This is a genomic window from Xenorhabdus sp. PB30.3, assembly GCF_963895965.1.
Classification (GTDB): domain Bacteria; phylum Pseudomonadota; class Gammaproteobacteria; order Enterobacterales; family Enterobacteriaceae; genus Xenorhabdus; species Xenorhabdus stockiae.
This window is the reverse complement of record NZ_CAWQMW010000177.1, coordinates 55,771-82,453: the sequence shown is the minus strand read 5'-3', so window position 1 is coordinate 82,453 and position 26,683 is coordinate 55,771. Positions and strand designations below refer to the sequence as shown.

General features: G+C 43.5%; 21 protein-coding genes. 5 read left to right on the top strand and 16 right to left on the bottom strand.

Features of this window, described 5'->3' with window-relative positions; all coding sequences use genetic code 11:
* Window positions 1–201: 201 nt before the first annotated feature.
* The 12 genes from csrA to gpt form a co-directional block, all read right to left on the bottom strand.
* Window positions 202–387 carry a carbon storage regulator CsrA gene (csrA, locus tag AACX38_RS18565; protein ID WP_010845367.1) on the bottom strand — a complete coding sequence of 62 codons (186 nt, stop codon included), beginning with the start codon at window positions 385–387 and terminating at the stop codon, window positions 202–204.
* Between the two features lie 248 nt (window positions 388–635).
* The gene (alaS, locus tag AACX38_RS18560; RefSeq protein ID WP_228863249.1) at window positions 636–3,263 is read right to left on the bottom strand and encodes an alanine--tRNA ligase; all 2,628 of its coding nucleotides are present in this window, start codon (window positions 3,261–3,263) and stop codon (window positions 636–638) included.
* 314 nt (window positions 3,264–3,577) lie between these two features.
* Window positions 3,578–4,654: a recombinase RecA gene (gene recA, locus AACX38_RS18555; protein ID WP_099110751.1), complete on the bottom strand. Its 1,077-nt coding sequence runs from the start codon at window positions 4,652–4,654 to the stop codon at window positions 3,578–3,580.
* A gap of 234 nt (window positions 4,655–4,888) precedes the next feature.
* Window positions 4,889–5,392 (bottom strand): nicotinamide-nucleotide amidase, encoded by a 504-nt coding sequence (pncC, locus tag AACX38_RS18550; protein ID WP_099119906.1) that lies wholly within the window; start codon window positions 5,390–5,392, stop codon window positions 4,889–4,891.
* Between the two features lie 25 nt (window positions 5,393–5,417).
* The gene (gene lplT, locus AACX38_RS18545) at window positions 5,418–6,614 is read right to left on the bottom strand and encodes a lysophospholipid transporter LplT (protein WP_099119905.1); all 1,197 of its coding nucleotides are present in this window, start codon (window positions 6,612–6,614) and stop codon (window positions 5,418–5,420) included.
* Window positions 6,615–6,617: 3 nt separating this feature from the next.
* Window positions 6,618–8,765, bottom strand: coding sequence for a bifunctional acyl-ACP--phospholipid O-acyltransferase/long-chain-fatty-acid--ACP ligase (gene aas / locus AACX38_RS18540; RefSeq protein WP_228863263.1), 2,148 nt, complete (start codon window positions 8,763–8,765; stop codon window positions 6,618–6,620).
* A gap of 147 nt (window positions 8,766–8,912) precedes the next feature.
* Complete coding sequence (gene aroL / locus AACX38_RS18535) at window positions 8,913–9,443, bottom strand: shikimate kinase AroL (protein WP_228863248.1); 531 nt, start codon at window positions 9,441–9,443, stop codon at window positions 8,913–8,915.
* A 164-nt stretch (window positions 9,444–9,607) separates the two neighbouring features.
* Window positions 9,608–10,861, bottom strand: a complete 1,254-nt coding sequence (gene proA / locus AACX38_RS18530) for a glutamate-5-semialdehyde dehydrogenase (protein WP_228863247.1) — start codon at window positions 10,859–10,861, stop codon at window positions 9,608–9,610.
* 10 nt (window positions 10,862–10,871) lie between these two features.
* Window positions 10,872–11,975, bottom strand: a complete 1,104-nt coding sequence (gene proB / locus AACX38_RS18525) for a glutamate 5-kinase (RefSeq protein WP_099120189.1) — start codon at window positions 11,973–11,975, stop codon at window positions 10,872–10,874.
* A 326-nt stretch (window positions 11,976–12,301) separates the two neighbouring features.
* Window positions 12,302–12,691 (bottom strand): sigma factor-binding protein Crl, encoded by a 390-nt coding sequence (gene crl / locus AACX38_RS18520; protein WP_099119902.1) that lies wholly within the window; start codon window positions 12,689–12,691, stop codon window positions 12,302–12,304.
* 73 nt (window positions 12,692–12,764) lie between these two features.
* Complete coding sequence (frsA, locus tag AACX38_RS18515) at window positions 12,765–14,012, bottom strand: esterase FrsA (protein ID WP_228863246.1); 1,248 nt, start codon at window positions 14,010–14,012, stop codon at window positions 12,765–12,767.
* Window positions 14,013–14,252: 240 nt separating this feature from the next.
* A complete protein-coding gene (gene gpt, locus AACX38_RS18510) occupies window positions 14,253–14,711 on the bottom strand; it encodes a xanthine phosphoribosyltransferase (protein ID WP_099119900.1) in 459 nt (152 codons plus the stop codon).
* A 258-nt stretch (window positions 14,712–14,969) separates the two neighbouring features.
* Between gpt and pepD the strand changes: the two genes are divergently transcribed.
* Entirely contained in the window at window positions 14,970–16,430 is a 1,461-nt protein-coding gene (gene pepD, locus AACX38_RS18505) for a beta-Ala-His dipeptidase (protein WP_228863245.1), read from the top strand.
* A 104-nt stretch (window positions 16,431–16,534) separates the two neighbouring features.
* Here the strand turns inward: pepD and dinB are convergent, their stop codons facing one another.
* On the bottom strand, window positions 16,535–17,590 hold the full coding sequence (gene dinB, locus AACX38_RS18500; RefSeq protein WP_228863244.1) for a DNA polymerase IV: 1,056 nt from the start codon (window positions 17,588–17,590) through the stop codon (window positions 16,535–16,537).
* A 397-nt stretch (window positions 17,591–17,987) separates the two neighbouring features.
* Here dinB and AACX38_RS18495 point away from each other — a divergent pair, with 397 nt between their 5' ends.
* Complete coding sequence (locus AACX38_RS18495; protein ID WP_228863243.1) at window positions 17,988–19,232, top strand: MFS transporter; 1,245 nt, start codon at window positions 17,988–17,990, stop codon at window positions 19,230–19,232.
* A 43-nt stretch (window positions 19,233–19,275) separates the two neighbouring features.
* Here the strand turns inward: AACX38_RS18495 and AACX38_RS18490 are convergent, their stop codons facing one another.
* The gene (locus AACX38_RS18490; protein WP_228863242.1) at window positions 19,276–21,318 is read right to left on the bottom strand and encodes a choline transporter; all 2,043 of its coding nucleotides are present in this window, start codon (window positions 21,316–21,318) and stop codon (window positions 19,276–19,278) included.
* A 209-nt stretch (window positions 21,319–21,527) separates the two neighbouring features.
* On the opposite strand from AACX38_RS18490, the gene betI reads away from it, so the two are divergent.
* The 3 genes from betI to betA are packed head-to-tail and all read left to right on the top strand — an operon-like array spanning window position 21,528 to window position 25,341.
* Complete coding sequence (betI, locus tag AACX38_RS18485) at window positions 21,528–22,109, top strand: transcriptional regulator BetI (protein ID WP_228863241.1); 582 nt, start codon at window positions 21,528–21,530, stop codon at window positions 22,107–22,109.
* A gap of 34 nt (window positions 22,110–22,143) precedes the next feature.
* On the top strand, window positions 22,144–23,622 hold the full coding sequence (gene betB, locus AACX38_RS18480) for a betaine-aldehyde dehydrogenase (RefSeq protein ID WP_228863240.1): 1,479 nt from the start codon (window positions 22,144–22,146) through the stop codon (window positions 23,620–23,622).
* A 27-nt stretch (window positions 23,623–23,649) separates the two neighbouring features.
* Entirely contained in the window at window positions 23,650–25,341 is a 1,692-nt protein-coding gene (gene betA, locus AACX38_RS18475; RefSeq protein ID WP_228863239.1) for a choline dehydrogenase, read from the top strand.
* Window positions 25,342–25,546: 205 nt separating this feature from the next.
* On the opposite strand, the gene AACX38_RS18470 is transcribed toward betA, so the two are convergent.
* A complete protein-coding gene (locus tag AACX38_RS18470) occupies window positions 25,547–25,984 on the bottom strand; it encodes a GNAT family N-acetyltransferase (RefSeq protein WP_228858317.1) in 438 nt (145 codons plus the stop codon).
* A 161-nt stretch (window positions 25,985–26,145) separates the two neighbouring features.
* Window positions 26,146–26,652: an apolipoprotein A1/A4/E family protein gene (locus AACX38_RS18465; protein WP_228863238.1), complete on the bottom strand. Its 507-nt coding sequence runs from the start codon at window positions 26,650–26,652 to the stop codon at window positions 26,146–26,148.
* Window positions 26,653–26,683 lie beyond the last annotated feature (31 nt).

The window sequence follows — 26,683 nt, the reverse complement described above, 5'->3', positions numbered from 1 at the left end:
TCACCGAATCCATATGAAGATTTATCGAAAAAATTATTCATCGCTATGACATCATGAATGAGGCCTTTTCGACAGATAGAAAATGAAAAGACGTGAGAGAATAGAATTAAGGTAACAAAGAGAGATAAATCGACGTGGTTTATAAAGAAGGGAAGTAGAGTAGCGCCCAAGTTTTAAAAAAGCATGGACGCCATTCTTGAATTAAAAAGTTGTAGGCTGAGACTTCTCTGCCTGAATCCGTTGATAAATTTCTTCACGGTGAACAGAAACTTCCTTGGGCGCATTTACACCAATACGAACTTGGTTGCCTTTAACTCCCAGTACTGTAACTGTTACCTCATCGCCTATCATGAGCGTTTCACCAACTCGACGAGTCAGAATAAGCATTCTTTGCTCCTTGAAAATTTAAAAGAGTCGGGTCTCTAGGTTTCCCCGCTATTATCCATCAAACACCGTGAAAACGTAAAGCTATGATATCTACTTAAAGTATAAGCAGTTTTGAACACATTTCCTATATCTATAGGATAGCTAAAATATAAGTATGTGCACAACATTTCAACAATTTCACAACGAAAAACATTTGGCACCATAAAAAGATTGCTTCCATGGTGCCACTACTATCACTGCAATACCAACTACAACCGCAATGTGACCCACTCTTCTACACTGTCCAATGCGGAAGGAAGAGCTGCTACATCTGTCCCGCCAGCCTGAGCAAGATCAGGACGACCTCCTCCTTTACCTCCAACTTGTTGGGCAACGAAAGAGATTAAATCGCCCGCTTTTATTCTAGCAGTCAAATCCTTCGTTATACCAACAATTAGGGTGACTTTATCACCAGTCACAGTAGAAAGCACAATAATTGCTGATCCTAGTTGATTTTTCAGATCATCAACCATTGTTCTGAGCATTTTTGGTTCCACATCACCCAACTGAGTTACCAGCAGGCGTACACCCTGAATATCTTTTGCCTTATTAGCCAAAGAAGTGCTTTCCTGAGCTGCCTGCTGAGATTTCAGCTGTTGCAGTTCTTTTTCCAGCTGCTTCGTTCTATCCAGCGTGGCTTTAACTTTCTCGTTCAGGCTATTGATATCGCTCTTCACCAAATAAGCTATATCTTGCAATAAATCAGTCTGCTGATAAATAGAATTAAGTGCGGTTTGCCCTGTTACAGCTTCAATACGGCGGATACCTGCTGCTGTACCTGATTCACTGGTTATACGGAATAATCCGATATCGCCGGTATGGCTTGCATGAGTACCACCACATAGCTCAGTGGAGAACTCTCCCATGCTCAATACACGCACTTTCTCATCGTACTTTTCGCCAAATAGTGCCATAGCACCCTTGGTCTTCGCCTCTTCCAAATCCATTACATCTGTAATAATTGATGAGTTTTTACGGACTTCTTCATTCACCAAATTTTCTACCAGACGAATTTGCTCTGGCTTCATTGCTTCAAAATGGGAGAAGTCAAAGCGCAAATATTTGTCATTGACCAGAGAGCCTTTCTGAGAGACATGTTCTCCAAGAATTTGGCGCAGTGCTGAATGTAGCAGGTGAGTTGCTGAGTGATTCAGACGAATGTTATTTCTGCGTGCCACATCAACTTCAGCGTTAACTGCTGTATTTACAGTCAGGCTGCCACTTATCAATTTACCAATATGACCAATTGCCTGACCGTATTTTTGTGTATCAGTAACTTCAAATACACCTTCAGTACCGGACAATTTGCCTATATCACCGACTTGTCCACCGGATTCAGCGTAAAAAGCAGTTTTATCAAGAATAATGATCGCTTCATCACCTGCATTCAGGTGATCGACTTCCTCTCCATTGCGGAAAATGGCAGTTACAGAGGCTTGCTGAGAATCATGGTCATAACCAGAAAATTCGCTTTGCCCATCAACTTTAATAACGTCATTATAGTCAGTACCAAATCCACTGGATTCGCGAGCACGACGGCGTTGATTCTCCATCGCAGACTCAAAACCTTTTTCATCAACTTTGATATCACGCTCACGACAGACGTCAGCAGTCAGATCAAGAGGGAATCCATAGGTATCATAAAGACGGAAAGCGGTTTCGCCATCTAAAGTATTACCGGACAGTTTGGCCAGCTCTTCATCCAGTAATTGCAGACCCCTCTCCAAAGTACGGGCAAACTGCTCTTCCTCTGTTTTCAGTACCTGCTCAACCAATGCTTGCTGGCGCTGAAGTTCCTCGCCTGCGGCTCCCATAATTTTGATCAACGGAGCAACCAGCTTATAGAAGAATGTTTCTTTAGCGCCCAGCATATTCCCATGACGAATAGCGCGACGAATGATACGACGGAGCACATAACCCCGGTTCTCATTCGATGGGATAACACCATCGCAAATCAAAAATGAGCATGAGCGAATATGGTCGGCAATAACACGCAGAGATTTGTTAGTGAGGTCAGTAGCACCTGTGACTTCTGCTACTGAGGCAATCAGATCACGGAATGCATCAATTTCATAGTTGGAATTTACATGTTGCAGTACCGCAGCGAGACGTTCCAATCCCATTCCTGTATCAACGGAAGGTTTTGGCAGTGGCTCCATTGTGCCATCAGCATGGCGGTTAAACTGCATGAAAACGATATTCCAGATTTCAATATACCTGTCACCGTCTTCTTCCGGGCTACCCGGAGGACCACCCCAAATATGTTCACCGTGGTCATAGAAGATTTCGGTACAAGGACCGCAAGGGCCTGTGTCTCCCATTTGCCAGAAATTATCTGACGCGTAAGGGGCACCTTTATTATCACCAATGCGAATAATTCTTTCTGTAGGAACGCCGACCTCTTTGCTCCAGAGCTCGTAGGCTTCATCATCTGTCTCATAGACAGTTACCCACAGTTTTTCTTTTGGCAGGTTGAACCACTCAGCCCCAGTCAGCAATTCCCATGCATAATTAATTGCATCCTGTTTAAAGTAATCGCCAAAACTGAAATTACCCAACATTTCAAAGAAAGTATGATGGCGGGCTGTGTAACCAACATTTTCTAAATCGTTATGCTTACCACCAGCACGAACACAGCGCTGAGCCGTTGTTGCTCGGGTATAAGGCCTTTTATCCAATCCAAGGAAAACATCTTTGAACTGGTTCATTCCTGCGTTGGTGAACAACAATGTTGGATCATTAGTCGGCACCAATGAACTGCTTGGTACTATCTGGTGCCCTTTAGTTTGAAAAAAGTCAAGAAACGCTTGACGGATCTCAGCGGTGCTTTTGCTCATAATTGTCCCGAAATCAAGCTGAAAAACAGAATCATGGATGGTTGAAGTGACAAGTTTTATCACTATTTCAACTCACGAACAGGGTTAAGATAGAGTCTCTTCCATAAGAAGTAAAATTCCATATAAATCTATTCGCTTTTCAGCATTGTAATTCGTCTGAGCATTTTCTGAAAGTCTGTTTGTCAGACCAGTTCCGACGCACCTATTACACAGGTATTTATTCTCTCCATAAAAGAAAAAACCACACCCTTAAAGGATGTGGTTTTTTCAGAACTCTTTGTGACCACAAGACTGCGGCACAGAAGAAATAACAATCAAAACTCTTCGTTATTTACTTCTTCAGCATTGTCTTCATAATCAGTGACATAATCTTCAGCCGCGCTACTGAACCCACCAGCATTATTCAGCAATAACTCGCGCAGTTTTTTATCCAGCTCAGATGCGATTTCCGGGTGCTCTTTCAGGTAATTTGTCGCATTGGCTTTACCCTGACCGATTTTATCGCCGTTATAGCTGTACCATGCACCTGCTTTTTCCACCATTTTGTGTTTAACACCCAGGTCGATAAGCTCACCATAAGTATTGATGCCTTCTCCATACAAAATCTGGAATTCAGCTTGTTTAAATGGTGCTGCAACTTTGTTTTTGACTACCTTCACTCGGGTTTCGCTGCCAACAACTTCATCACTGTTTTTCACTGAACCGGTACGGCGGATGTCCAAACGAACAGATGCATAGAATTTCAGTGCATTACCACCAGTCGTCGTTTCTGGGTTACCAAACATAACCCCAATTTTCATACGGATCTGGTTGATAAAGATAAGCAGAGTATTCGAGTTTTTCAGGTTTCCTGCCAGCTTACGCATTGCCTGACTCATCATACGAGCTGCCAGCCCCATATGTGAATCACCGATTTCACCTTCGATTTCTGCTTTTGGTGTCAATGCAGCAACGGAGTCAACAACAATAACATCAACCGCCCCAGAACGTGACAAGGCATCACAGATTTCCAGTGCCTGTTCACCGGTATCAGGCTGAGAACACAGTAAGTTATCAATATCTACACCCAGTTTTTTAGCATAAACCGGATCGAGGGCGTGTTCAGCATCGATAAAAGCACATGTTCTGCCTTCGCGCTGAGCAGCAGCAATAACCTGAAGAGTCAGCGTTGTCTTACCGGAAGACTCAGGTCCGTATATCTCAACAATACGCCCCATTGGCAAACCACCTGCCCCCAAAGCAATATCGAGAGACAGTGAGCCAGTGGAAATGGTTTCAACATCCATTGAGCGGTTTTCGCCCAAACGCATAATTGAACCTTTACCAAATTGTTTTTCAATCTGGCCCAGTGCCGCTGCTAGTGCCTTTTGTTTGTTTTCATCGTTAGCCATGTTTACTCCCTCGTAAGCAATGAAGTGAAGGGGGCTGCCCCACTGCTGATAAACCGTTTCTGATGCTATGTCTAATAAGACTCGTTGTTTAATAAAAATTTATTTAAAAAACAATGTTTATAAGTCCACGTTTCGTAAATCACTTTATAAAGCCGATGTGCTTTATAAGATCAATATGGTTTATACGACCAAAATACTGGAACTAATTATACTGTATAATCATACAGCATCAAGTTAATTTTTTATGATTTCTTCCAGCAATGTTTTTAAAGAAAAAATAACAGACTGGAGACGAACAGCATTACGGTCACCAGTGAAAAGTCGGCGATATGATTTTGTATATCTCTTTGTGCCATCACGGACAGCAAATCCAAAGCAAACAGTGCCAACGGGTTTCTCTTTGCTGCCACCATCCGGCCCGGCGATACCACTGACTGAAACCGCAAAATCAGCCTTAGCGGCATCTAATGCTCCCAAAGCCATTTCTTTCACAACCTGCTCGCTGACGGCTCCTGACTCGACTAATGATATCGGTGAAACACCGAGCATTTCACATTTTGAATCATTACTGTAAGTCACGAAGCCACGATCAAAATAGGCAGAGCTTCCCGCAACATCTGTGATCACCTTGGCAATCCATCCTCCTGTGCAGGATTCTGCACAGGTAATAGACAGATTTTTCTGGCGTAACCTTTTCCCTAGTTCAATACTAAGCTGATTCAGGATTTTTTCATCCATAGTACGCCTTTAACTCTATAAGAAATTAATTTTTCCGAAGCAGATCCCAAATCCATAATCCACCGATTGCTAAAGAGAATAGTATCCCAAAGCCAATACCTATAGTAATAACGGATATTTGTAGCATGGTGGAAATTAAGTATAACCCCAGCATGATCAACATTGCGCTGTTTTCACCAAAATTCTGTACTGCAACAGCTTTACCAGCGCCCATTTCATGCTTCCCATGTTCCTGTAACAGCGCATTTAATGGCACAACAAAAAGACCACCACACAAACCAATCGTAATCAGGAATAGGTACGAATGCCATATTGAGTGTTGCAAGACAAACATGATAACAATCACACCAATAAGTATTCCGGCTGGCATACAGCGGCGCACCGTACTCAGTGTAATAAACCGTGCTGCTAATCCCGCCCCCGCAATAATGCCGATAGCGACTACGGCGTTCATCAAGGTTGGCGTTGTATTCCCCTCAACGCCCAGAACAACAGGAACCCACGCAACCAGCAAAAAGCGCAGAGTTACACCCGCTCCCCAAAACAGGCTGGTTCCAACCAAAGAAAAACGGGTTTCTGAGTTATTCCAAAGGGAAGAAATTACCGAAATAAAATCCTGTAGCATTGCTTTAAGATCCCAGCCTTTTCCCAGCCGGGCTGCCGCTAAACGGGGTATATACAAATTGGCTATTACTGCCGCGCTATACATCAGGGCACATATTCCTAATGCAAGAAACAGGTTTATATCAGAAAGAAAACCACCCACCACAGAACCAATCAGAATGGCTGCAATCGTCGAAGCTTCCATCAAACCATTGGCTTTAACCAGATGACTGCCGTCTGTCAATTCCCCTAAAATACCATACTTGGCCGGAGAATAGGCTGCCGCCCCGATCCCCACGAGGGTATATCCCAGGAAAGGGTTCATATCAATACAGATGCTTATGGCTCCCAGCAATTTGATGCCATTGGAAAAGAGCATAACCCTGCCCTTCGGGAACCGATCAGCAATTTGCCCCACAAAAGGGGCACATACGATATAGGTCAGCACAAAAACCATTTGCAGAGCCGGCAGGCTCCATCCCGGATAAGATTCAGCTTTCAATTGAGCCAATATCGCAAAGAATAAGGCATTGTCGGCAAAAGCGGAGAGAAACTGGGATAGTAAAACAGCCTTCATTCCCCGGTTTAGCAATGGTTGTGTTTCCACAGTACCATTCATTTTTTACTCCTGTTCTGCCATTTTTCTTAATGTGACAAAATCAGGTTTGCCACTGCCCAGTAAAGGTAATTGCTTCACATAACGAATATCACGTGGAACTGCCAGTTCAGGTAACCCAATTTGACGGGCGGTAAGCAACATCACACTTCTGTTCAAAACGGTATCTGTTGTAAACAACACCAATGCCTCTCCCTTGCTACGGTCACCTTTTGCTGTTACTGCATGCAGAGCTTCAGGCGAAACACGTGAAGCTATTTGCTCTACGGCCTCAAGAGAAACCATTTCACCTGCCAGTTTGGCAAAACGCTTTACCCGTCCTTTGATCGTACAGAAACCTTCTTCATCAATGGATACAATATCACCTGTGTCATACCAACCAATCTGGATATTGCCTTCCGCATCTTCTGCCGTCGGCGGTTCCAGACGATCCGGAGCTTCAACCCGCAAATAGCCTTTCATCAGATTTGGCCCACGTACTTGCAGACGTCCGCCCACTTCAATACCCGGTACAGGCAATAAACGTGTTTCCATACCCGGCAAAATTCTGCCGACTGTGCCTACTTTGGCTGCCATTGGGACATTGATGGCGACAACAGGAGCACATTCAGTTACGCCATAGCCTTCCAGGATCCTGATACCAAATTTATCCTGCCAGACACGCTTAGTTTCTTCCGACAGTTTTTCTGCACCAGCAACGACATAGCGCAAGCGGGAGAAGTCATAAGGATGAGCATAGCGGGCATAATTACCCAGAAAAGTTGAGGTTCCGAACAGAACAGTACAGTTCTGATCATAAACAACTTCAGGAACAACACGATAATGCAGCGGGTTCGGGTACAGGAATACACGGCTCCCTGACATCAGAGGAGTGAATAACCCAACGGTCAGCCCAAATGCATGGAACAAAGGTAAAGACGACATAAAACGATCCTGTGGAGTAAAATCAGCTATCGTTTTAATTTGCTCAACATTTGCCAGTAAGCTGGCATGGCTGTGAACAACGCCTTTCGGTGCCCCTTCAGACCCAGAAGTGAACAGGATGAGTGCATCATCCTCTGGTTTCTGTGAAGGTAAAGCCGCTTTTGCGGGAAAAATCAGATGCCAAAGCACCCACAATTTATCTTCCCACGTAATAGTCTCTTTCAAATCTTCAAGATATACCCAATTTGCTTCTGTTACCTGATCTGGTAGGTGCGTCAGCTGACTTTTCTCAAGAAACTGGCGGGAAGTGATGATTGTTTTGATAGTTGCTGCTCGTATCGCATTTTTAATGCCATTGCTGCCTGCCGTGTAGTTCAGCAAAGCAGGTACTCGTCCTCTCAGTGACGTACCATATATTGTGGTCGCCATAGCTGTAGCATTAGGTAATAAAAGCCCGACTCTTTCACCTTCCTGAGTAAAGCGCTCTAAAATCCGGCTAAAGCCCAATATCTTTTTCAGAAATGTATGGTAGCTATCTTCTTTCAGTGCAATATCTTCAATACAGGGTTTAAAACGCCCGAAACGCTTTTGGGCTGCGAGATACGCACTGAATAACGTTTCTTTCGGACGAGTCTGCATCCTCACATCCATCATAACAGCATGCAGTTTCTCTCCAGCCAGACGGCGGCGACTGTTAGAATCCGGCGCGTCTGGCATTGGGAAATCCATTGCAGGTAAAATCCGGATAGTGACTTTAGGGAACCAATGCTGCTTCATGACGCCTCTTAACCGCCCAAACACGCTTTGTTCCGCCCCATCAATACGGATAGGCACAATTTTTGCGTCTGACTTCGCCGCAATAAATGCTGCACCATCGTAGATTTTCATCAGGGAGCCCGTTACCGTGATCCGGCCTTCAGGAAAAATCACTATCGGGCGACCTTTGTCAATTTCCTTAACCAGCGTCCTGATTGCCATCGGATTGTTTGGATCCAAAGGCACAACATCAGCAAAAGGTTTAATAAATTTGAGAAAGCCCTTTGTCGCAATATTGGAATAAATGGCAAATACTGGTTTTCCCGGCAGGAAAAGCCCTATCAGGAGCCCATCAAGAAAGGAAATATGATTGGGTGTAATAATACATTTAGGGTGTTTTAAATGCTTATCGTCACCTTCGACTGTCACTCTGAAGAGTACACGTACAAGTAACCTCAGAACCTTTAAGAGTATATCCATATCTCAATCCATATATCTCAATATAAATAATTAAATAAAATTAAAGTGAGTGAGTAGAATGATACTATAAGAGGTATAAATGATCTGAGATACAGGATTTATTAGTCTTATAATAAATAAGCGTAAAAATAAAAAAATATATCAAATTATCTGTTTATATTGACTTAATATATAGCTTTGAATTTCAAGAACGATATTTTCTATCGATAAGGTAGCATCCACGATGAGGTGCGCACATTCACAATAAAGCGATTCCCTCTCTGCCAATACTCCGGTTATTTCTTCTGTTATGGATTTTCCGGTCAGGCTGGGACGCTGTGAATTCTCCGGATTAAGAGAGAGCCGCTCAACCAAAACAGAAGCGGGTGCCTGCAAATAAACTACAATACCGTTTTGCCGCATATACTGCCGATTTTCTGCTGCCAGCACCATTCCACCACCGGTAGACACAACTCTGTTTCGCTGACTAACCGCTTTCAGTGTGTCGCTTTCCAGCTTTCTGAAATAATCCCAGCCACGCTGCTCAACAAGCTCCGCAATTGTCATTCCACAAGCAATCTGGACATCTTCATCAGTGTCAACAAATTGATACGATAATACTTCAGCCAACACATTACCTATTGTCGTCTTCCCTGCACCTCGTGCACCCACGATAAATAGAGTCTGTTTCATTTCGTTGCTTTCCTGAAGTTTTGTGTTGTTAAACCTAAATACAAAGTATAGTAACTAAACATTTACACCTATGTAAAAAATATATGTTCTTGTATATAAAAAGCCACACTTTACATTAAGTGTGACTTACTCTGATTAAATATTATTTAAAATGAATATTGTCATTATCGACGGGAAAGGTAATCTCCGTAACCAATCCATTTGTAAGTCGTCAGAGCATCCAGACCCATTGGGCCTCTGGAGTGTAGTTTCTGAGTACTGACAGCAACTTCAGCTCCTAAACCAAACTGACCACCATCAGTAAAGCGTGTGCTTGCATTTACATATACCGCCGAAGAGTCAACACGATGCACAAAATAATCAGCATGTTGTAAACACTCCGTCAGAATAGCATCCGAATGGGCTGTACCATAATGACGTATATGCTCAATCGCTTTATCAATATTGCTGACAATTTCCACATTCATATCCAAAGAAAGCCATTCATCACAATAGTCTTCTTCTGTCACGGCAACCACTTTTGCCGGGCCATTCTGCAACAGTGCCATTGCTGACGCACCCGCATGCAGTGTTACGCCCTGTTCTTTCATTCTGGCACTCAGTTCCGGCAGGAAATCAGCGGCTATTTTTTCATGTACTAGCAAAGTTTCCAATGCATTACATGCGCTTGGGCGCTGAATTTTAGCATTAGTGATAACTTCCAGTGCCTTTTCAAAATTCACATGCTCATCCACAAACGTGTGACAAACACCAATTCCTCCGGTGATTACCGGAATAGTGGACTGCTCACGGCAAAGTTTATGCAAACCGGCACCACCACGCGGGATCAACATATCGATATAGCGATCCATTTTCAGCATTTCGGCAACCAGCTCACGATCTGGTTTATTAATTGCCTGTACTGCTGAGGCTGGCAAGCCACTTTGTTCCAGCGCCTGCTGAATAACTTTAACCATTGCCTGATTGGTATGATGAGTTTCCTTACCACCACGTAATATCACTGCATTCCCTGTTTTCAGGCACAGTGATGCGACATCAATCGTAACGTTGGGGCGGGCTTCATAAATCACCCCAATTACCCCAAGGGGAACACGGCGGCGACTCAGTTGCAGCCCGCTATCCAACAATTGTCCGTCCATCACTTGACCGACAGGATCAGCCAGACGGCAAACCTGACGGACGTCATTAGCAATCGCACTCAAACGCTCCGGAGTCAGTAATAAGCGATCAAGTAATGCTTCATTCATACCCTGTTTACGGGCTTGTTCCATATCCTGCTGATTGGCTGTGAGGATCACTTCTGCTTCTTTTTCAAGTAAATCAGCGATGTGACTTAGGGCCTGATTTTTCTGACTAGTACTTAATTGAGCCAGTTGCCATGATGCGGCCTTGGCTGCTTTTCCCATCTGCTCTAGCATGGTGGAATCCTTAACTTACGATCATATCATCACGATGCACAGCAACTGCACCATATTCATAACCTAATATCTGGCTGATTTCCTGTGAGTGACGGCCTGCAATCAGGCGTAAAGCATCACTGTTGTAACGGCATACGCCGTGAGCCAGTTTCTTACCGGATAAACTACAGATGCGAACCACTTCACCACGGGAAAAGTCGCCTGTAATACTTTTAATGCCTTTCGGCAGTAAAGAGCTGCCTTTTGCGAGAATAGCCGCTTCTGCGCCATCATCGACAATAATTTCACCCGCAGAAGGAGCACCAAAAATCCAGCGTTTGCGATTTTCCATCGGGCTAGTCAAACCATGAAAACGTGTTCCCACTGATTTTTCTTCAATCACATCAGCAATCACATTCTCTCTGTTACCAGCAGCGATAATGACATCAATGCCGGCACGACCAGCAATTCCTGCCGCCTGAAGTTTTGTTGCCATTCCCCCGGTTCCGAGGCCTGACACACTGTCTCCGGCCATCATTTTGAGTTCATCACTAATATCGTGTACTTCACGGATAAGTTTAGCATCAGGATTATTACGGGGATCAGCAGTATACAGACCTTCAATATCGGTCAGGAGCAATAACTTATCAGCAGTGCCCAGAATTGCCGCCAGTGCAGAAAGATTATCGTTATCACCGACTTTAATTTCCGCCGTTGCTACCGCATCATTTTCATTGATAATCGGGATAATGTGATTATCAAGCAGTGCATGCAACGTATCCCTTGCATTCAGGAAACGTTCGCGATCTTCCAGATCGGCACGAGTCAGTAACATCTGCCCAACATGGATGCCATAGATGGAGAAAAGTTGCTCCCATAGCTGAATCAGGCGGCTTTGCCCTACGGCTGCAAGCAATTGCTTTGAAGCAATGGTTGCCGGAAGATCCGGATAACCCAAGTGTTCCCGACCTGCTGCAATTGCACCGGAAGTCACAATAATAATACGGTGACCTTTCTCGTGTAACTGCGCACATTGCCGAACCAACTCTACTATGTGAGCACGATTCAAACGGCGGGAACCCCCTGTCAGTACACTCGTTCCCAGTTTCACAACCAATGTTTGTCGGCCATTCATCATATTTCTGCCATTATTAATTTGAAAAAGCTAATTTGAAAAAACAATAAATTCAAAACACATTCAAAAAACAGTGCTCAGTTTTAGCAGGAGAGAAGCATTATGCCAACTGGCATAACACAAAATTCAAAAAAAGTTGATTTATACCCTGCTAATTTCAAGATACAGCCAAAATCCGGCCTCTGGTGATAGGCAGGAAAGTATCAGTACACCCCGGCAACACAGACAACTCTCTAGCCGGGGGTGTAGCTATCCAAAAAAACAGCGCAGCCAGTAAGGCTGCAACTTAAAATCTGGCAGGGATAAAATAAACCCGGTTAATAGACTTAATTTTGTGGGGTGAAGGTATTTTCAGATGGGCTAAGCGTGAGTTTAAGGTTACCCAAAGAATCAGACAGGCGTTGATGAAATGCCTGTAATGTCAATTCAAGCTGCCTGAGATCTGCTTCTTTTTTGATATTCATAGGCAGCCATTCGCCATGTTTATCAAACAGACCTATCTGATAATTATAAATGAACCCTTTTTCCTGTCGTTCCAATTCTAACCACCAGCCCCAGAACTCCCGTTTTTCTGGCGCTGCTTTCGCACTAACGCAGACCGCCAGACAATCAAAGAAGAAATAGTCATTTTGGCATTTTAATTCGCGTAAATAAGGCCCTAATGCAGAAAAACTCTTCAACAACTTATTTCTGGAATAATTTACGGGTACAGTCATACAAAGGTCTCCTTTATAAACAGAAGAACAGTTGTATCAAATGATTAAAAAATATCAATGATTAAATTTCAGTTTAGTTAACTTTATCTTTCAACCATACACTTGCTGCGTGTAATGCCTTACTGAAACCACTATAAGCAGGCATAGCAGGAATAGCTAATAAAGAGCCATCCAGCGAAGATCTGGCAATCAGTTTTGAATCTTCCGCCGGGCTAAAAATGTCATCTTTCCAATACACTGAGAACATGGGCACAGAACATCGACGACCCAGTAATCCCTGATTTTTTAATGAATAACAATTCAGTTCTGAACGCAAAACTGCTTCATCCACATGATAGATACCCAAACGACTGGCGAGTATATCGATATACATTGACGGAATTTTCTGCTGCAATCTCTCATTATGCAGCAATTCATGAACAACCGGGCTGACCACTGCCACACCCTTAATAAGACTGGATTCCAGATAGGCAAGACGAACGGCAATATTGGCACCGAAACGGAAACCAAAAATACCTATTCTTGTGTGATCGATCCACGGGATGCTATCCAATTGCTGCAATACCTGCTGATGAAGAGCGCAGGTATCCTGTGTCAGCGTAAATCTCGCTGAATAACCTACGGAAGGCATATCCACCGTTAGCATCGCAAAACCCTGTGGTGAAAAATGGTCCCGAAACAGTCGCCAGCAATCACTTTGCAGGCTATCAATACCAGAGCAAACCAGTATTGTTGGGCATGGTTCCTGAACTCCGGGAGGAATATGCAGTAAACCGGTAACAGTTTTGCCATCTTCCAGCTGGAATTTCAGTTTTTTCAGTTGATAGTCAGAGAAATGTGCTGCATTTTCATAGGCTTTATTAGCCAGAACAACCGCCTGATCAGCCAGCTCATCACCGTGCAGATGAGGGTAAGCGGCAATGCTGTATAACATTGAAGCTCTTAACCAACACTGACTGGCTTCAGACGACTGCTCAACATGTTGTGCTTTCTGTTGCCAGAGCATAGCCTGCTGTGACCATTCATATACCCAGTTCCCTTTGCGGTAACCAATTACCGTATCCAATAGATGATCATAACTGCGTTCAGCATCTGTTACAGCAATCCTGCTGAGGATCTCCTGAATCTCCAGCGGATCGATGCCCCTCCAGATCCAGGCGAGCCAGTTAATCATGCGATACCAGCGTTCCTGATGTTCTCCACCGAGCATTTTATTATCAGCATAAGCTGATGATGGCAAAACGTATTTTACCAATGTAGACGTTTCCTGCTGTTTAACCTGCGGTTTAAACAGTGATTCTGAAAGGTTCTGTTTAGTCATGACAAAGAAATTTATTACTGCTTATTACAAGATATCCAATAAGTTCTGAGCTGCATTGCGATAACAAAAGAGTACCAGATTCGTCGGAACGTATTTACTCAGCAAAAGGCTGGCCTCCGGAGAGAAACAAGAGCCTCTCTCATTAAAATCCCCAGTGGCATAGATAACTATGTGACTGGGGCGTAATTATGTAAAGCAAAGCAATCAGCAAAGAAATAACTGGAAAAATGAAGGGAATAATTACTGATCGCAAATAGGTGGCACGAACACTACGCCCATATCCCACGGCTGTTCAATCCATGTATTCTGAGGGATATCAATCACATAATCATCTACTAACGGACGACCTGCTGGTTTGGCAAAGATCGTCACAAAATGCGCTTTTGGATACATATCACGAATTGCCTGAGCAGTTCCGCCGGTATCAACCAAATCATCAACAACGATAAAGCCTTCTCCATCTCCTTCGGCTTTCTTGAGTACCGTTAATTCACGCTGATTATTGTGGTCATAGCTGGAAATACAGACTGTATCAACATGGCGGATACCCAACTCACGGGCCAGCAAAGCACCCGGCACAAGGCCTCCACGACTTACAGCAATAATGCCTTTCCACTGCTCTACAGGAAGTAAACGCTGCGCCAGTTTACGGGCATGTATTTGCAACATATCCCACGTTACGACATATTTTTCGCTCATAAAATTTGATCCTGGAAACTAAGAATATTCTCAGAAAAGAGTTTGTTGCGGAATAAAGGTTGCGCGGGATTATAGTGATTTGAGCCCGCAAAAACCAGCAAAAACAAGGAACATCCTGATCCTGAAAGCGCATTACTAATCAGAAAATGGTATTCTCAGGCATAACATAGACACTGGGCAGCTCAAGATGATAAAGCCCCCCGAGATGTCAAACATTACACTTATATTTCATCAAGATGAAGTTACAGGAGATTCGCCGTGTCCGAATTATCAACATTATCCCCCCAACCATTATGGGATATTTTTGCTAAAATTTGCTCAATTCCACATCCATCCTATCATGAGGAAGAGCTTGCTTCTCACATCATTGAATGGGCTGAGGATAAAAACCTCCATGTTGAACGTGATGAAGTCGGTAATATCCTGATAAGAAAACCGGCCACAAAAGGCATGGAAGACCGTAAAACGGTCGTACTTCAGGCTCATCTTGATATGGTTCCGCAAAAGAACAATGATACACAGCACGATTTCGCGAAAGATCCTATTCGTCCTTACATTGATGGTGACTGGATAACCGCTGAAGGTACAACACTGGGCGCAGATAATGGTATTGGTATGGCTTCCGCGCTGGCAGTACTGGCCGATGAATCTGTCAAGCACGGCCCTCTGGAAGTGTTACTGACAATGACTGAAGAAGCGGGTATGGATGGCGCATTTGGTCTTCAACCGGGCTGGTTACAGGCTGATATTCTGATCAACACCGATTCAGAAGAAGAAGGCGAAATCTATATGGGTTGTGCCGGTGGGGTAGATTATGTTTCAACACTGCCACTTTCACGCGAACCCCTGCCTACAAACTATCAAACACTACAACTGACCATTAAAGGATTAAAAGGTGGTCATTCCGGTGGTGATATCCATCTGGGATTAGGTAATACCAATAAATTACTGGCCCGTTTCCTTGCTGAATACAGTGATGAACTGAAGCTGAAACTGATCCATTTACAGGGTGGTACTCTGCGTAATGCAATCCCTCGTGAAGGTTCTACTATCATTGCCGTCCCAACAGAACAACTGCCAAAACTACATCAGGTAAAAGATAATTATCTGGAAATACTGAAGAACGAATATGCGGTCGCTGAAACTAACCTGACTCTTTTGTTGGATGACGTCAAAACCTCATCACAGGCATTAACGGCAGATTGTCAGTCCCGCTTTATCGCTATGCTGAATACAATGCCTAATGGTGTTATTCGCATGAGTGATGTTGCAAAAGGTGTTGTAGAAACATCCCTGAATGTGGGTGTTGTCAATATGGAAGAAGACCACGTCGAGGTTATCTGCCTTATCCGTTCACTGATTGAAAGTGGCAAGGCTTATGTTGTCGGGATGCTCAACTCTCTGGCCAAACTTTCCGGCGCAGAAGCAACAGCAAGTGGTGACTACCCTGGCTGGCAACCAGATGCCGATTCCCCGGTAATGCACTTAGTACGTGAAACTTATCACCAGCTGTTCGACAGCACACCAAACATTATGGTAATCCATGCAGGTCTGGAATGTGGATTATTTAAAAAACCCTACCCTGATATGGATATGGTTTCCATTGGCCCAACTATCCGTGGTGCCCACTCACCTGATGAAAGAGTTCACATTAAGAGTGTTGGCCAGTACTGGCAATTACTGACAGCTATCCTGAAAGCGATCCCAGTGAAAGAATAATGCAGTCTCCCCTGTCTACAGACAGGGGAATATTCCTTCTTCATATTCCACACACTATTTAACAGTATCTTTTTCGTAAAACAAAAGATCACTAACAAACCACATTACAACTCAAGCAATAGCTGTCGTTCCAGTTGTGGGCTTTGTAATGTCACATGCAGGCCAACTAACCTAACTCCTCTGCCTTCCCGACGTGTCTCCCAAGCCTGTTGGGCAACCTTCAGCAGATCCTGTTTATCCAGTAACGGATGCGTATGCTCCTGTGTGGTTAGCTGAAAATCATCAAATTTTAATTTAATACCCTGACGAGCAATGCGAAGATCTGGTTTGACCTTTCCCAGTCGTTTTTCCAGCTCGGGATAAAGCTGTTCAATCAACTCAACACAATCACGCCAGTCATGGATATCCTTTGCCAGCGTTTTTTCTACCCCAACAGACTTACGTAAACGATCAGGTTTTATCAGGCGCTCATCAATACCATGACAACGCTGCCAGAGCACAAGTCCAAATTTACCCAGTTTTTTTATTAATTCTAACTTGTCATAGTTTTGTACATCGGAACAAAGTACTAACCCCATATCAGACAAGCGCCCGGCGGTGACTTTCCCCACTCCGGGAATTTTACGTAATGGCAGAGATTGCACAAAATCGTCAACCTGTGTGGGTGAAATCAAATACTGACCGTTGGGTTTATTGATATCAGAAGCTATTTTTGCCAGAAATTTAACAGGGGCAATTCCTGCTGAAGCCGTTAGCTGCAATTCATCAAAAATCACCTGTCGAATTTCTTTGGCAATTAATGTTGCTGAGCCTTGGCAATACTGGCAATCGGTAACATCCAGATAGGCTTCATCCAGCGACAAGGGTTCGATCAGATCGGTATAGCGGGCAAAAATCTGGCGGATATGTTGAGACACTTCTTTATAGTAGGCCATACGCCCTGAAAGGACTTTCAGTTGGGGGCACAACTTCATTGCCATTGAGGTAGACATAGCACTGTGTACACCGTAACGGCGGGCAGGATAATTTGCAGTACTGATGACTCCCCGCCTATCAGCGCTACCACCAACAGCTATCGGGATATCGCGGAGTGACGGATTATCCCGCATTTCAATGGCAGCAAAAAAGCAGTCCATATCGATATGAATAATTTTGCGCATCTGAACTCTCCACGACAAAAATACTGTATAAATATACAGAATAAGTTCATGATATGCTACTTTTTTTAATCTGTTACTATGCAACTTTCATTTTACTATCGTCTCTCACTATCTGAACAATATTTAACCTTTGTTAAGATAAAAATTATCACTTCACGATAATTTATTAAATAGTCTAATAACATTTAAAATAATAAAACTATCAAAATTTATTATTTATTTTTATTAACATAAAAAATAAACTGCAGTTTTGTGCAATTCATGGCAGACAGATTTAACTAAAACTAACAGCAAACAATAAACTATTACAAATCACACAAAATGAGAAACCTCTTGCACAAATATCACCCTAACATTCTCAAACCCTGTTAAATTTGACTCCAAAGTAAGGACTCTGATGAGCAATAATCGTTCTTTTTATTTATATCAGATATCTGATATTCTGTTTACTTCGTCAACAAGAGCATTTGGTATGCTATTTTCCTGGTGGATGATTGAAATACTAAAGCTAGAATTAAAACTCGGCTGGTTTATCTTTTTTTGTTGGTTATTTCAGATTTTATTCTTAATTAAATTTGGAGAAATAGGTGACAAAATAAATAAGAGAAGTGTTGTGCTGTACTGTACTATCCCTTCTTTTATTCTTTTTGTCATCTCTAACCTATTAGACAGCAATTTTTATTTATCATTAGGCCTGATATATATTGCAACATCAGTCGCCACGGCTATCATTCAGCCTATAGGAATAAGTATTATCCCTGAAATAATGGATAACAAAAAACTAGACAAGGCATTTAAATATCGAGGTCTGGTAAACTCCATTAATACCATGCTTGGCCCGGCAATTTCCGGATTAATTATTCATTACTTTAATATTGATGGCTCATTGATTTTTATCGCCGTAATGTCATTACTGCCACTGATTGGGTTTTATTTTATCAAAACAAACTCAGAAAAAACGCCAGAGAAAGCCGGACATCGCGGGCAAAAAAGTATTAGAATCATTACCAAAAACTCAACAGAGATAAGGCTCTCATTTGTTGCGGCTTTTTTTAATTTTGCGATTACACCATTAATCATGTACATCCTGCCTATTATCATTTTGAATCAGTTTAAACTAAGTGCCTTGCATGTTGGCATTGCTGAGGCAACCTTTGGGATTGGCATGATGCTAGGCAGCCTTGTTATCATCAATCAGGTAAACAAAATTTTCTGTAAGGCTCATACTGCTTTTATTGCTGCATTGACTATGGCGCTCTGTATTGCTGGTATATCTCATGCCGATTCTTTTACTGAATTATGCTGTTACATGTTGATCTGTGGAATAGGGTTAGTAATTTACAATATAAATACCACCTCCATTCGTTGCCTTGCAACACCAGAAAATTATCGTAATTCAATGGAGTCTAAATTTACTGCTATTTGTATGGCATCCATTCCTCTGGGTATGCTGACAGCCACTTATATTATTGAGAGTTATGATATTAAAATATTATTACTCGGATTTTCTTTCTTCATGGCATTAATCTCATTATTGATTCTCTCTTCACCGAAATATATTGAGATATCAAAAATGTCAGAAAGCCAATTAAATGGATACTACGAAAAAATCTATCCTGAGGCATTTTATACTAAAAAATAAATCATTAAATTGGCCTGCAATATTATTGCAGGCCACCTCTGATTTACACCCCGTTAGGAAAAATTAACGTCTGCCCCGGAGATTCACGATTCAGATGAATAAAATTCAGATGCTTCTCATAATGGTCGAGAATATCACTGATAATCTGTTCTTTTGTATACCCCATCAAATCATTACCCTGAGTTCCTTCTATCAAGAAAGTTTCCAGCCGGAAATAATAAGATTTGCCTAATCTTGCACGGTAAGTAAACCCCGGGACAGAATAACGCTGAGGCCAAATCTGATAGATAAAATTCTGCTCATCCCCCAGATCGACAATCAACTCAATTGGAGTAAGACGTTTATCTTCTTCTGACGGCAGCATATTAAACTGCACACTTGCACCACGTAACTCCAGCTCTTTTGCAACTTCCTGCATCGCAGGACGACACACCATATCCAGCATACGCTGAGTACTTTTCGTACCCGGAAAATGCATCATACGGCTCAGGCGCTGTTTCCAGTTCAGCGATCCATTATCATGCACCAATGTCGGAGATGTATTCTGCAATGCGCTGGCTTTGCGAAAATCCTCAACCCGTAACGACTTATACAACCCCGCCATGATAAAAAAGATCACAAAACTAAAAGGCAGCCCCATAATTACCGTCATATTCTGTAACGCTGAGATGCCGTCAGTCATCAAAATACCCAGCGTCAGTACACCAATCGCCACAGACCAGAATATCCTCAGCCAGTTCGGTGCATCGTTATTAATGTCACTGAGATTAGAAGTGAAATTGCCTAGAACCAGTGAGCCAGAATCTGCCGAAGTAACATAAAACAACAGCCCTGTAATTGTGGCAACTGAAGCACTGAACGTGAAAGCCGGATAAAGTGCCAGCAGGTTATAAAACCCCCGTTCAGGATGGACTAACACCGTTTCCGCTAATTCGTGGTTGCCGTGAAGAATTTCATATAACGCGCTATTGCCAAAAACAGACAGCCAAATCAGGGTAAACACAAATGGAATAATCAATGTGCCCATCACAAACTGGCGAATCGTTCGGCCTCGGGAAATACGGGCAAGAAATAATCCGACAAACGGTGACCAAGCAACCCACCACGCCCAGAAGAACAACGTCCAGCTATTCATCCACTCCGTCGGGCGCTCAAACGCGAAGCTATTGAGAGTCATGCCCATAAACCGGCTGATGTAATCACCCACATTCTGTACCAGCCCATTAAGCAAAAACTCTGTATCTCCTACAAACAGAATAAACAGCACTAATCCTAACGCCAGCAGTACATTCAGTTCAGACAGAAACCGAATACCTTTGTTGACACCAGAGGTTACAGACACTGTTGCCACGATAACCGACAGCAATATTAACCCGCCCTGAACTCCCAACCCCTGCGGCAATCCAAACAACACCTTTAGCCCGTAGTTTAACTGTACAACCCCGATCCCAAGTGTTGTCGCGATGCCGAAAATCGTCCCTATCACTGCGGCAATATCCACGGTATGACCAATCGGCCCTTTGATACGATTCCCGAAAATAGGGTAAAGCGCCGAACGGATAGTTAACGGCAGATTGTAACGATAACTGAAATAGCCCAGTGCAATCCCCATCAAAGCATACATAGACCAGCCCGTCAGGCCATAGTGAAACAGTGTCCACACCATCGCCTGACGAGCTGCTTCAATTGTTTCTCCTTCACCCGTTGGCGGACGCATATATTGAGTAATCGGCTCAGCCACGGAGAAAAACATCAAATCAATGCCTATGCCAGCCGCAAACAACATTGCCGCCCAACTGAGCAGACTGAACTCAGGTTTGGATTGTTCCGGACCCAGCTTAATAGCGCCAAAGCGTGAAGCTGCCACAAAAATGACAAAGACAATGTAAAGCGTGGCTGCCAACAAGTAGTACCAACCAAATGTTTTCGAAACCCAGTTAAGGGTGTTTTTTATCCAGATGCTTGTTGCATCCGTAAAAAAGAGTGTGAAAAGCGAAAAGAGAATAATTAATGCGGCTGAGGTAAAAAAAACGACAGAGTTTAGTGAATCCTTCTGAGTATTTTTTGGACTGTCTCCGGTATTCATAGGCAGTTCCTGAAGTAAGTGAAAAAGAAAAAACAAAAAAGAGTAATATCCATAATGTGTTGAATAAAATAATAAAAATTAAAACATCTTCTATAACCTCAACTAATTTTTGTAAAAATATTGTAATAAAACATATTTAATTTTGATTGAACATTCAATCAAAAAAAAGTTTAATAGCCATCGAATCATTGATTGCTGAGCGTAAAGTCATGCCCAAAGTTGGAATACAGTCAATAAGAAAACAGCAACTTATTGATGCTACATTAGCTGTCATCAATGAAGTTGGAATGCAGGAAGCAAGTATTGCGCAAATAGCCAAAAAAGCGGGCGTTTCTAACGGTATCATCAGCCATTACTTCAAAGATAAGAATAAGTTACTTGAAGCGGCCATGCGGCACTTATTGCATCAACTCCAGATGGCGGTGGCACGACGATTAAGGCTGCTCGACAACGCAACCCCTCTTCACAGGCTAAAAGCCATCATTGAAGGAAATTTTGACACCAGTCAGATTAATAGTGCAGCGATGAAAACCTGGCTGGCTTTTTGGGCAAGCAGTATGCATCAACCCAGCTTATACCGCTTACAGCAAGTCAACGAACGTCGGCTATATTCCAATATCTGTGTCGAATTCAACAGGGCTTTGCCCAGAAGAGAAGCACAGCTTGCAGCACAGGGGCTGGCAGCTCTGATTGACGGCATCTGGCTGAGAAGTGCCTTAAGTAGCAAACCTTTTGACGTAGAAAGTGCATTCACTATTACTTTCGATTACATCGAACAGAAACTCAGATGACCACTCTTCCTGAATTCTGACCTAAGGAGAACCCATGACCCGTTTTGGTTTACAGAAACTTTATATTCACGGTGCTTATGTTGACAGTACCCATCCTGATAAAAATATTTTTGATGCTGTCAATCCGGCTAATGGTGAAATCATTGCACAGTTACAATCTGCAACTGAACAAGATGTTCAACTAGCAGTGGAAAGTGCACAAAAAGGGCAGAAAATCTGGGCAGCTATGACGGCGACAGAACGTTCCCGCATCCTGCTTAAAGCCGTTGATATTCTGCGTGAACGCAATAATGAACTGGCTGAACTGGAAACTCTGGATACCGGTAAACCTCTCTCTGAAACCCAACAGGTTGACATCGTTACCGGTGCCGATGTTCTGGAATATTATGCAGGTCTGATCCCGGCACTCGAAGGCCAGCAAATGCCATTGCGTGAATCCTCTTTTGTCTATACACGGCGAGAACCGCTGGGTATCGTCGCAGGCATTGGGGCGTGGAACTACCCAATCCAGATTGCTCTGTGGAAATCAGCTCCCGCACTGGCAGCGGGTAATGCCATGATTTTCAAACCCAGTGAAGTGACATCCCTCACCGCCCTGAAACTTGCTGAAATTTATACCGAAGCGGGTCTGCCTGATGGTGTATTTAACGTACTGACAGGCATGGGACATGAAGCAGGACATTATCTGGCTGTCCATCCGAAAATTGCCAAAATGTCTTTTACCGGCGGAATAACCACCGGTAAAAAAGTGATGGCTAATGCATCCGGTTCAACACTGAAAGAAGTCACGATGGAACTGGGTGGAAAATCTCCGCTGATTATTTTTGACGATGCGAATCTGGATCGGGCTGCCGATATTGCCATGATGGCAAACTATTTCAGCTCAGGTCAGGTCTGTACCAACGGCACACGCGTTTTTGTCCCGAAAACACTGCTTCCTGATTTTGAAAATAAAATAATGGAACGCGTTAAACGTATCCGCATTGGTTCACCTCTCGATCTGAATACCAATTTCGGCCCTCTGGTGAGTTTCCCCCATATGGAATCAGTTCTGCGCTATATAGAAAGCGGTAAAAATGCGGGTGCACGATTGCTGTATGGCGGTAAACGCCTTATGGACGGTGAGCTGGCGAAAGGGGCATTTGTTGCACCAACCGTCTTCACAGACTGCACAGATGACATGCTTATTGCACAGGAAGAAATTTTCGGCCCGGTGATGTCTATTCTGGCCTATGAAACGGAAGATGAAGTCATTACCCGTGCTAACAACACAGATTACGGCCTCGCCGCCGGAGTGGTGACAAACGATCTCTCCCGCGCCCATCGCGTAATCCACCAGTTGGAAGCAGGGATCTGCTGGATCAACACTTGGGGGGAATCACCGGCTGTTATGCCTGTCGGCGGCTATAAACATTCCGGTGTCGGTCGTGAAAACGGATTGGTCACACTGCAACATTACACACAGACTAAATCTGTACAGGTTGAACTGGGTAATTTTGAATCACTATTTTAAACAATGACTGAAACAGAGGAGATAACAATGGTATTTGACTACATTATTATCGGTGCTGGTTCAGCGGGTAATGTGCTTGCAACTCGTTTAACGGAAGATCCGAATATCACTGTCCTGCTGCTGGAAGCTGGCGGGCCTGATTATCGATTTGATTTTCGCACTCAAATGCCAGCAGCGCTGGCATATCCCTTGCAGGGAACCCGTTATAACTGGGCGTATGAAACCGATCCTGAACCCTATATGAATAACCGTCGTATGGAATGTGGACGAGGCAAAGGGTTAGGAGGCTCATCACTGATCAACGGCATGTGTTATATCCGTGGTAATGCGCTGGATTTTGATCACTGGGCAAAACAGCCGGGACTGGAAGACTGGTCATACCTTGATTGCCTGCCTTATTTCCGCAAGGCTGAATCACGGGATATCGGTCAGAACGATTATCATGGCGGAGATGGCCCCGTCAGCGTGACAACGCCAAAAGCCGGTAATAATGAACTTTTCCATGCAATGGTGGAAGCGGGTATTCAGGCCGGTTATCCGGCTACGGATGATCTGAATGGTTACCAGCAGGAAGGCTTTGGCCCAATGGATCGGACTGTTACGCCCAAAGGCCGTCGTTCCAGTACTGCCCGTGGTTATCTGGATCAGGCCAGACAGAGGGCTAACCTGACCATCATTACTCATGCTTTAACGGATACAATCACATTTGAAGGTAAAACCGCGGTTGGTGTTACTTTTTATCAGGGTAATAATTCCACACTAACGCAGGCCACAGCACAAAAAGAAGTGTTACTTTGTGCCGGCGCAATAGCTTCCCCACAGATTTTACAGCGTTCAGGGATTGGCCCTGAGGAAGTTCTGCAAGAATTATCGATTCCTGCGGTGCATATCCTGCCGGGAGTCGGGCAAAATCTTCAGGATCACCTTGAGATGTATCTGCAATACGAATGTCTCAAACCTGTTTCGCTCTATCCTTCCCTCAAATGGTACAACCAGCCCATGATTGGTGCAGAATGGTTATTTAAGGGAACGGGAGTGGGTGCCAGCAATCAGTTTGAAGCTGGTGGTTTTATCCGTACCAGTGAAAAATTTGACTGGCCCAATATTCAGTTTCATTTCCTGCCGGTAGCCATTAACTACAACGGCAGCAACGCAGTCAACGAGCATGGTTTTCAGGCTCATGTTGGTTCGATGCGTTCCCCGAGCCGCGGTCACGTGAAAATCAAATCACGTGACCCACGCCAGCACCCGAGTATTCTGTTTAACTACATGTCTACCGAACAGGACTGGCAAGAATTCCGCGATGCTATCCGTATCACGAGAGAAATTATGGCACAACCTGCTCTCGCGCCCTATTGTGGCCGGGAGATAAGCCCCGGAGCGGATATCCAGACAGATGATCAACTGGATGCTTTTATTCGTGAACGTGCTGAAACCGCTTTTCACCCATCCTGTAGCTGCAAAATGGGGCTTGATGAGATGGCGGTGGTTGATGGTCAGGGTCGTGTACATGGCGTTGAGAATTTACGGGTCATTGACGCTTCTATTATGCCGGAAATCATTACCGGTAATCTGAACGCTACAACGATTATGATGGCAGAGAAAATTGCGGATAACATTCGGGGAAATGCACCTCTGCCCCGCAGTCAGGCAAAATACTATGTCGCCAATGGCGCTCCCGTCCGAAAATCAGGGCTAAGCAGTTCGTCTACAAATTAATACTTATACTCTATGGATTTCGAGTTGCATCGCGGCGGCGAGGGAACACATCCCCGGGAGCATAGAAAACTATGTGACTGGGGGGTGTGAGCGTAGCCAACAAAGAGGCAGCTTGAAAGACGACGGGTATATTGAAAAGTCGATTATTAATACGGGAAATAACGTAGTTATTTATTAGCTACTTTTCCCGTATTACATATGCTGGTTACAACAAATCTAATTCCATAAAAATATGCTCTGCTCCGTCTTCCATATAAATTTCACCTTTGGTTTGATAACCCAGGCTTTCATAAAATGGCTGAGCATGACATTGTGAGGATAAACCAATCGTCGCCACCCCATTTTTGCGGGCATAATTCTCAACAAATTCCATCACCAGACGACCGATTCCTTGACCCCGATAGGCTTTCAAAACAGCAACACGCCCCACTTTGAGCATATCGTTGTGCTGTGGAACTGCTCTTAAGACGGCAATAGGATTTTCAGCATCAAATACCACGACATGCAGGGCAATATCATCATATTCATCAATATCAATTTCATCAGCAAATCCTTGCTCATCCGTAAAAACATACTTGCGGACATTGAAAGCATGCTGAATTAATTCAGGGTCTTGTCTTCCTAAACTGTGTTTTATTTTCATTGTTATATCCTAAAAATAATGACGTACAGAAGAATGGAATAGTAAAAATAGTGACAAGAGTGTAAAAAAACAAGGGCACTCTTTGCCAGAGCGCCCTTCTGATTTCAACTAACAAACTATATCCAATGGATTTCTAGAAGAACATCAAAAGAGGAAAGGTATTAGCCTTCTTCTTTCTTACCATCATCACCTTTAAGTTTATTAATTAAATCATCCGTTTTTTTATCGGCCTCGGATTTTATTTCTTTCGATTTCGATTTTGTATCGTCTGTAAGCTGATTAATTTTATCCGTAGCCTGCTGCTGTATTTCCCCTGTTTTATTTTTCAGCTGATCAGCTGCGTCATTGACAGATTTAGTGATGTCATTCTTTAAATCTTCCGTTTTGGATGGCAGTTGGCTTATGGTTTTCTCAGTCGAACTCCCCGTACTACTCTGGACTTCCTTGGAATTATCTACCGCTTTCTGGTCTTCATGATTAGCATTATCTTGCATTCCCTGTGGCTTTTCCTTTGTATCCAAGCTGTTCTGCCCTGAATCCGTCTTCATTTGCGTTGCACTATCTTCAACTGGTTTGGTTGAATCTTCCGCTTTTTTGGCTGCATCATCACAGCCCGCAATGAATGCCACAACTCCAACCAGAAATAGAGCACTAAGAATCTTCTTCATTGACTAACCCCTTGCACTTACGGAAATAACC

Excerpts from the sequence above, each read along its gene's own strand:
- proA (WP_228863247.1), bottom strand. The coding sequence starts at position 10,861 with ATGCTAGAGCAGATGGGAAAAGCAGCCAAGGCCGCATCATGGCAACTG.
- crl (WP_099119902.1), bottom strand. The coding sequence starts at position 12,691 with ATGACTGTACCCGTAAATTATTCCAGAAATAAGTTGTTGAAGAGTTTT.
- AACX38_RS18470 (WP_228858317.1), bottom strand. The coding sequence starts at position 25,984 with ATGAAAATAAAACACAGTTTAGGAAGACAAGACCCTGAATTAATTCAG.
- betA (WP_228863239.1), top strand. The coding sequence starts at position 23,650 with ATGGTATTTGACTACATTATTATCGGTGCTGGTTCAGCGGGTAATGTG.
- gpt (WP_099119900.1), bottom strand. The coding sequence starts at position 14,711 with ATGAGCGAAAAATATGTCGTAACGTGGGATATGTTGCAAATACATGCC.
- frsA (WP_228863246.1), bottom strand. The coding sequence starts at position 14,012 with ATGACTAAACAGAACCTTTCAGAATCACTGTTTAAACCGCAGGTTAAA.
- betB (WP_228863240.1), top strand. The coding sequence starts at position 22,144 with ATGACCCGTTTTGGTTTACAGAAACTTTATATTCACGGTGCTTATGTT.
- pncC (WP_099119906.1), bottom strand. The coding sequence starts at position 5,392 with ATGGATGAAAAAATCCTGAATCAGCTTAGTATTGAACTAGGGAAAAGG.
- recA (WP_099110751.1), bottom strand. The coding sequence starts at position 4,654 with ATGGCTAACGATGAAAACAAACAAAAGGCACTAGCAGCGGCACTGGGC.
- AACX38_RS18465 (WP_228863238.1), bottom strand. The coding sequence starts at position 26,652 with ATGAAGAAGATTCTTAGTGCTCTATTTCTGGTTGGAGTTGTGGCATTC.
- proB (WP_099120189.1), bottom strand. The coding sequence starts at position 11,975 with ATGAATGGCCGACAAACATTGGTTGTGAAACTGGGAACGAGTGTACTG.
- aroL (WP_228863248.1), bottom strand. The coding sequence starts at position 9,443 with ATGAAACAGACTCTATTTATCGTGGGTGCACGAGGTGCAGGGAAGACG.
- lplT (WP_099119905.1), bottom strand. The coding sequence starts at position 6,614 with ATGAATGGTACTGTGGAAACACAACCATTGCTAAACCGGGGAATGAAG.
- AACX38_RS18490 (WP_228863242.1), bottom strand. The coding sequence starts at position 21,318 with ATGAATACCGGAGACAGTCCAAAAAATACTCAGAAGGATTCACTAAAC.
- dinB (WP_228863244.1), bottom strand. The coding sequence starts at position 17,590 with ATGCGCAAAATTATTCATATCGATATGGACTGCTTTTTTGCTGCCATT.
- AACX38_RS18495 (WP_228863243.1), top strand. The coding sequence starts at position 17,988 with ATGAGCAATAATCGTTCTTTTTATTTATATCAGATATCTGATATTCTG.
- alaS (WP_228863249.1), bottom strand. The coding sequence starts at position 3,263 with ATGAGCAAAAGCACCGCTGAGATCCGTCAAGCGTTTCTTGACTTTTTT.
- betI (WP_228863241.1), top strand. The coding sequence starts at position 21,528 with ATGCCCAAAGTTGGAATACAGTCAATAAGAAAACAGCAACTTATTGAT.
- csrA (WP_010845367.1), bottom strand. The coding sequence starts at position 387 with ATGCTTATTCTGACTCGTCGAGTTGGTGAAACGCTCATGATAGGCGAT.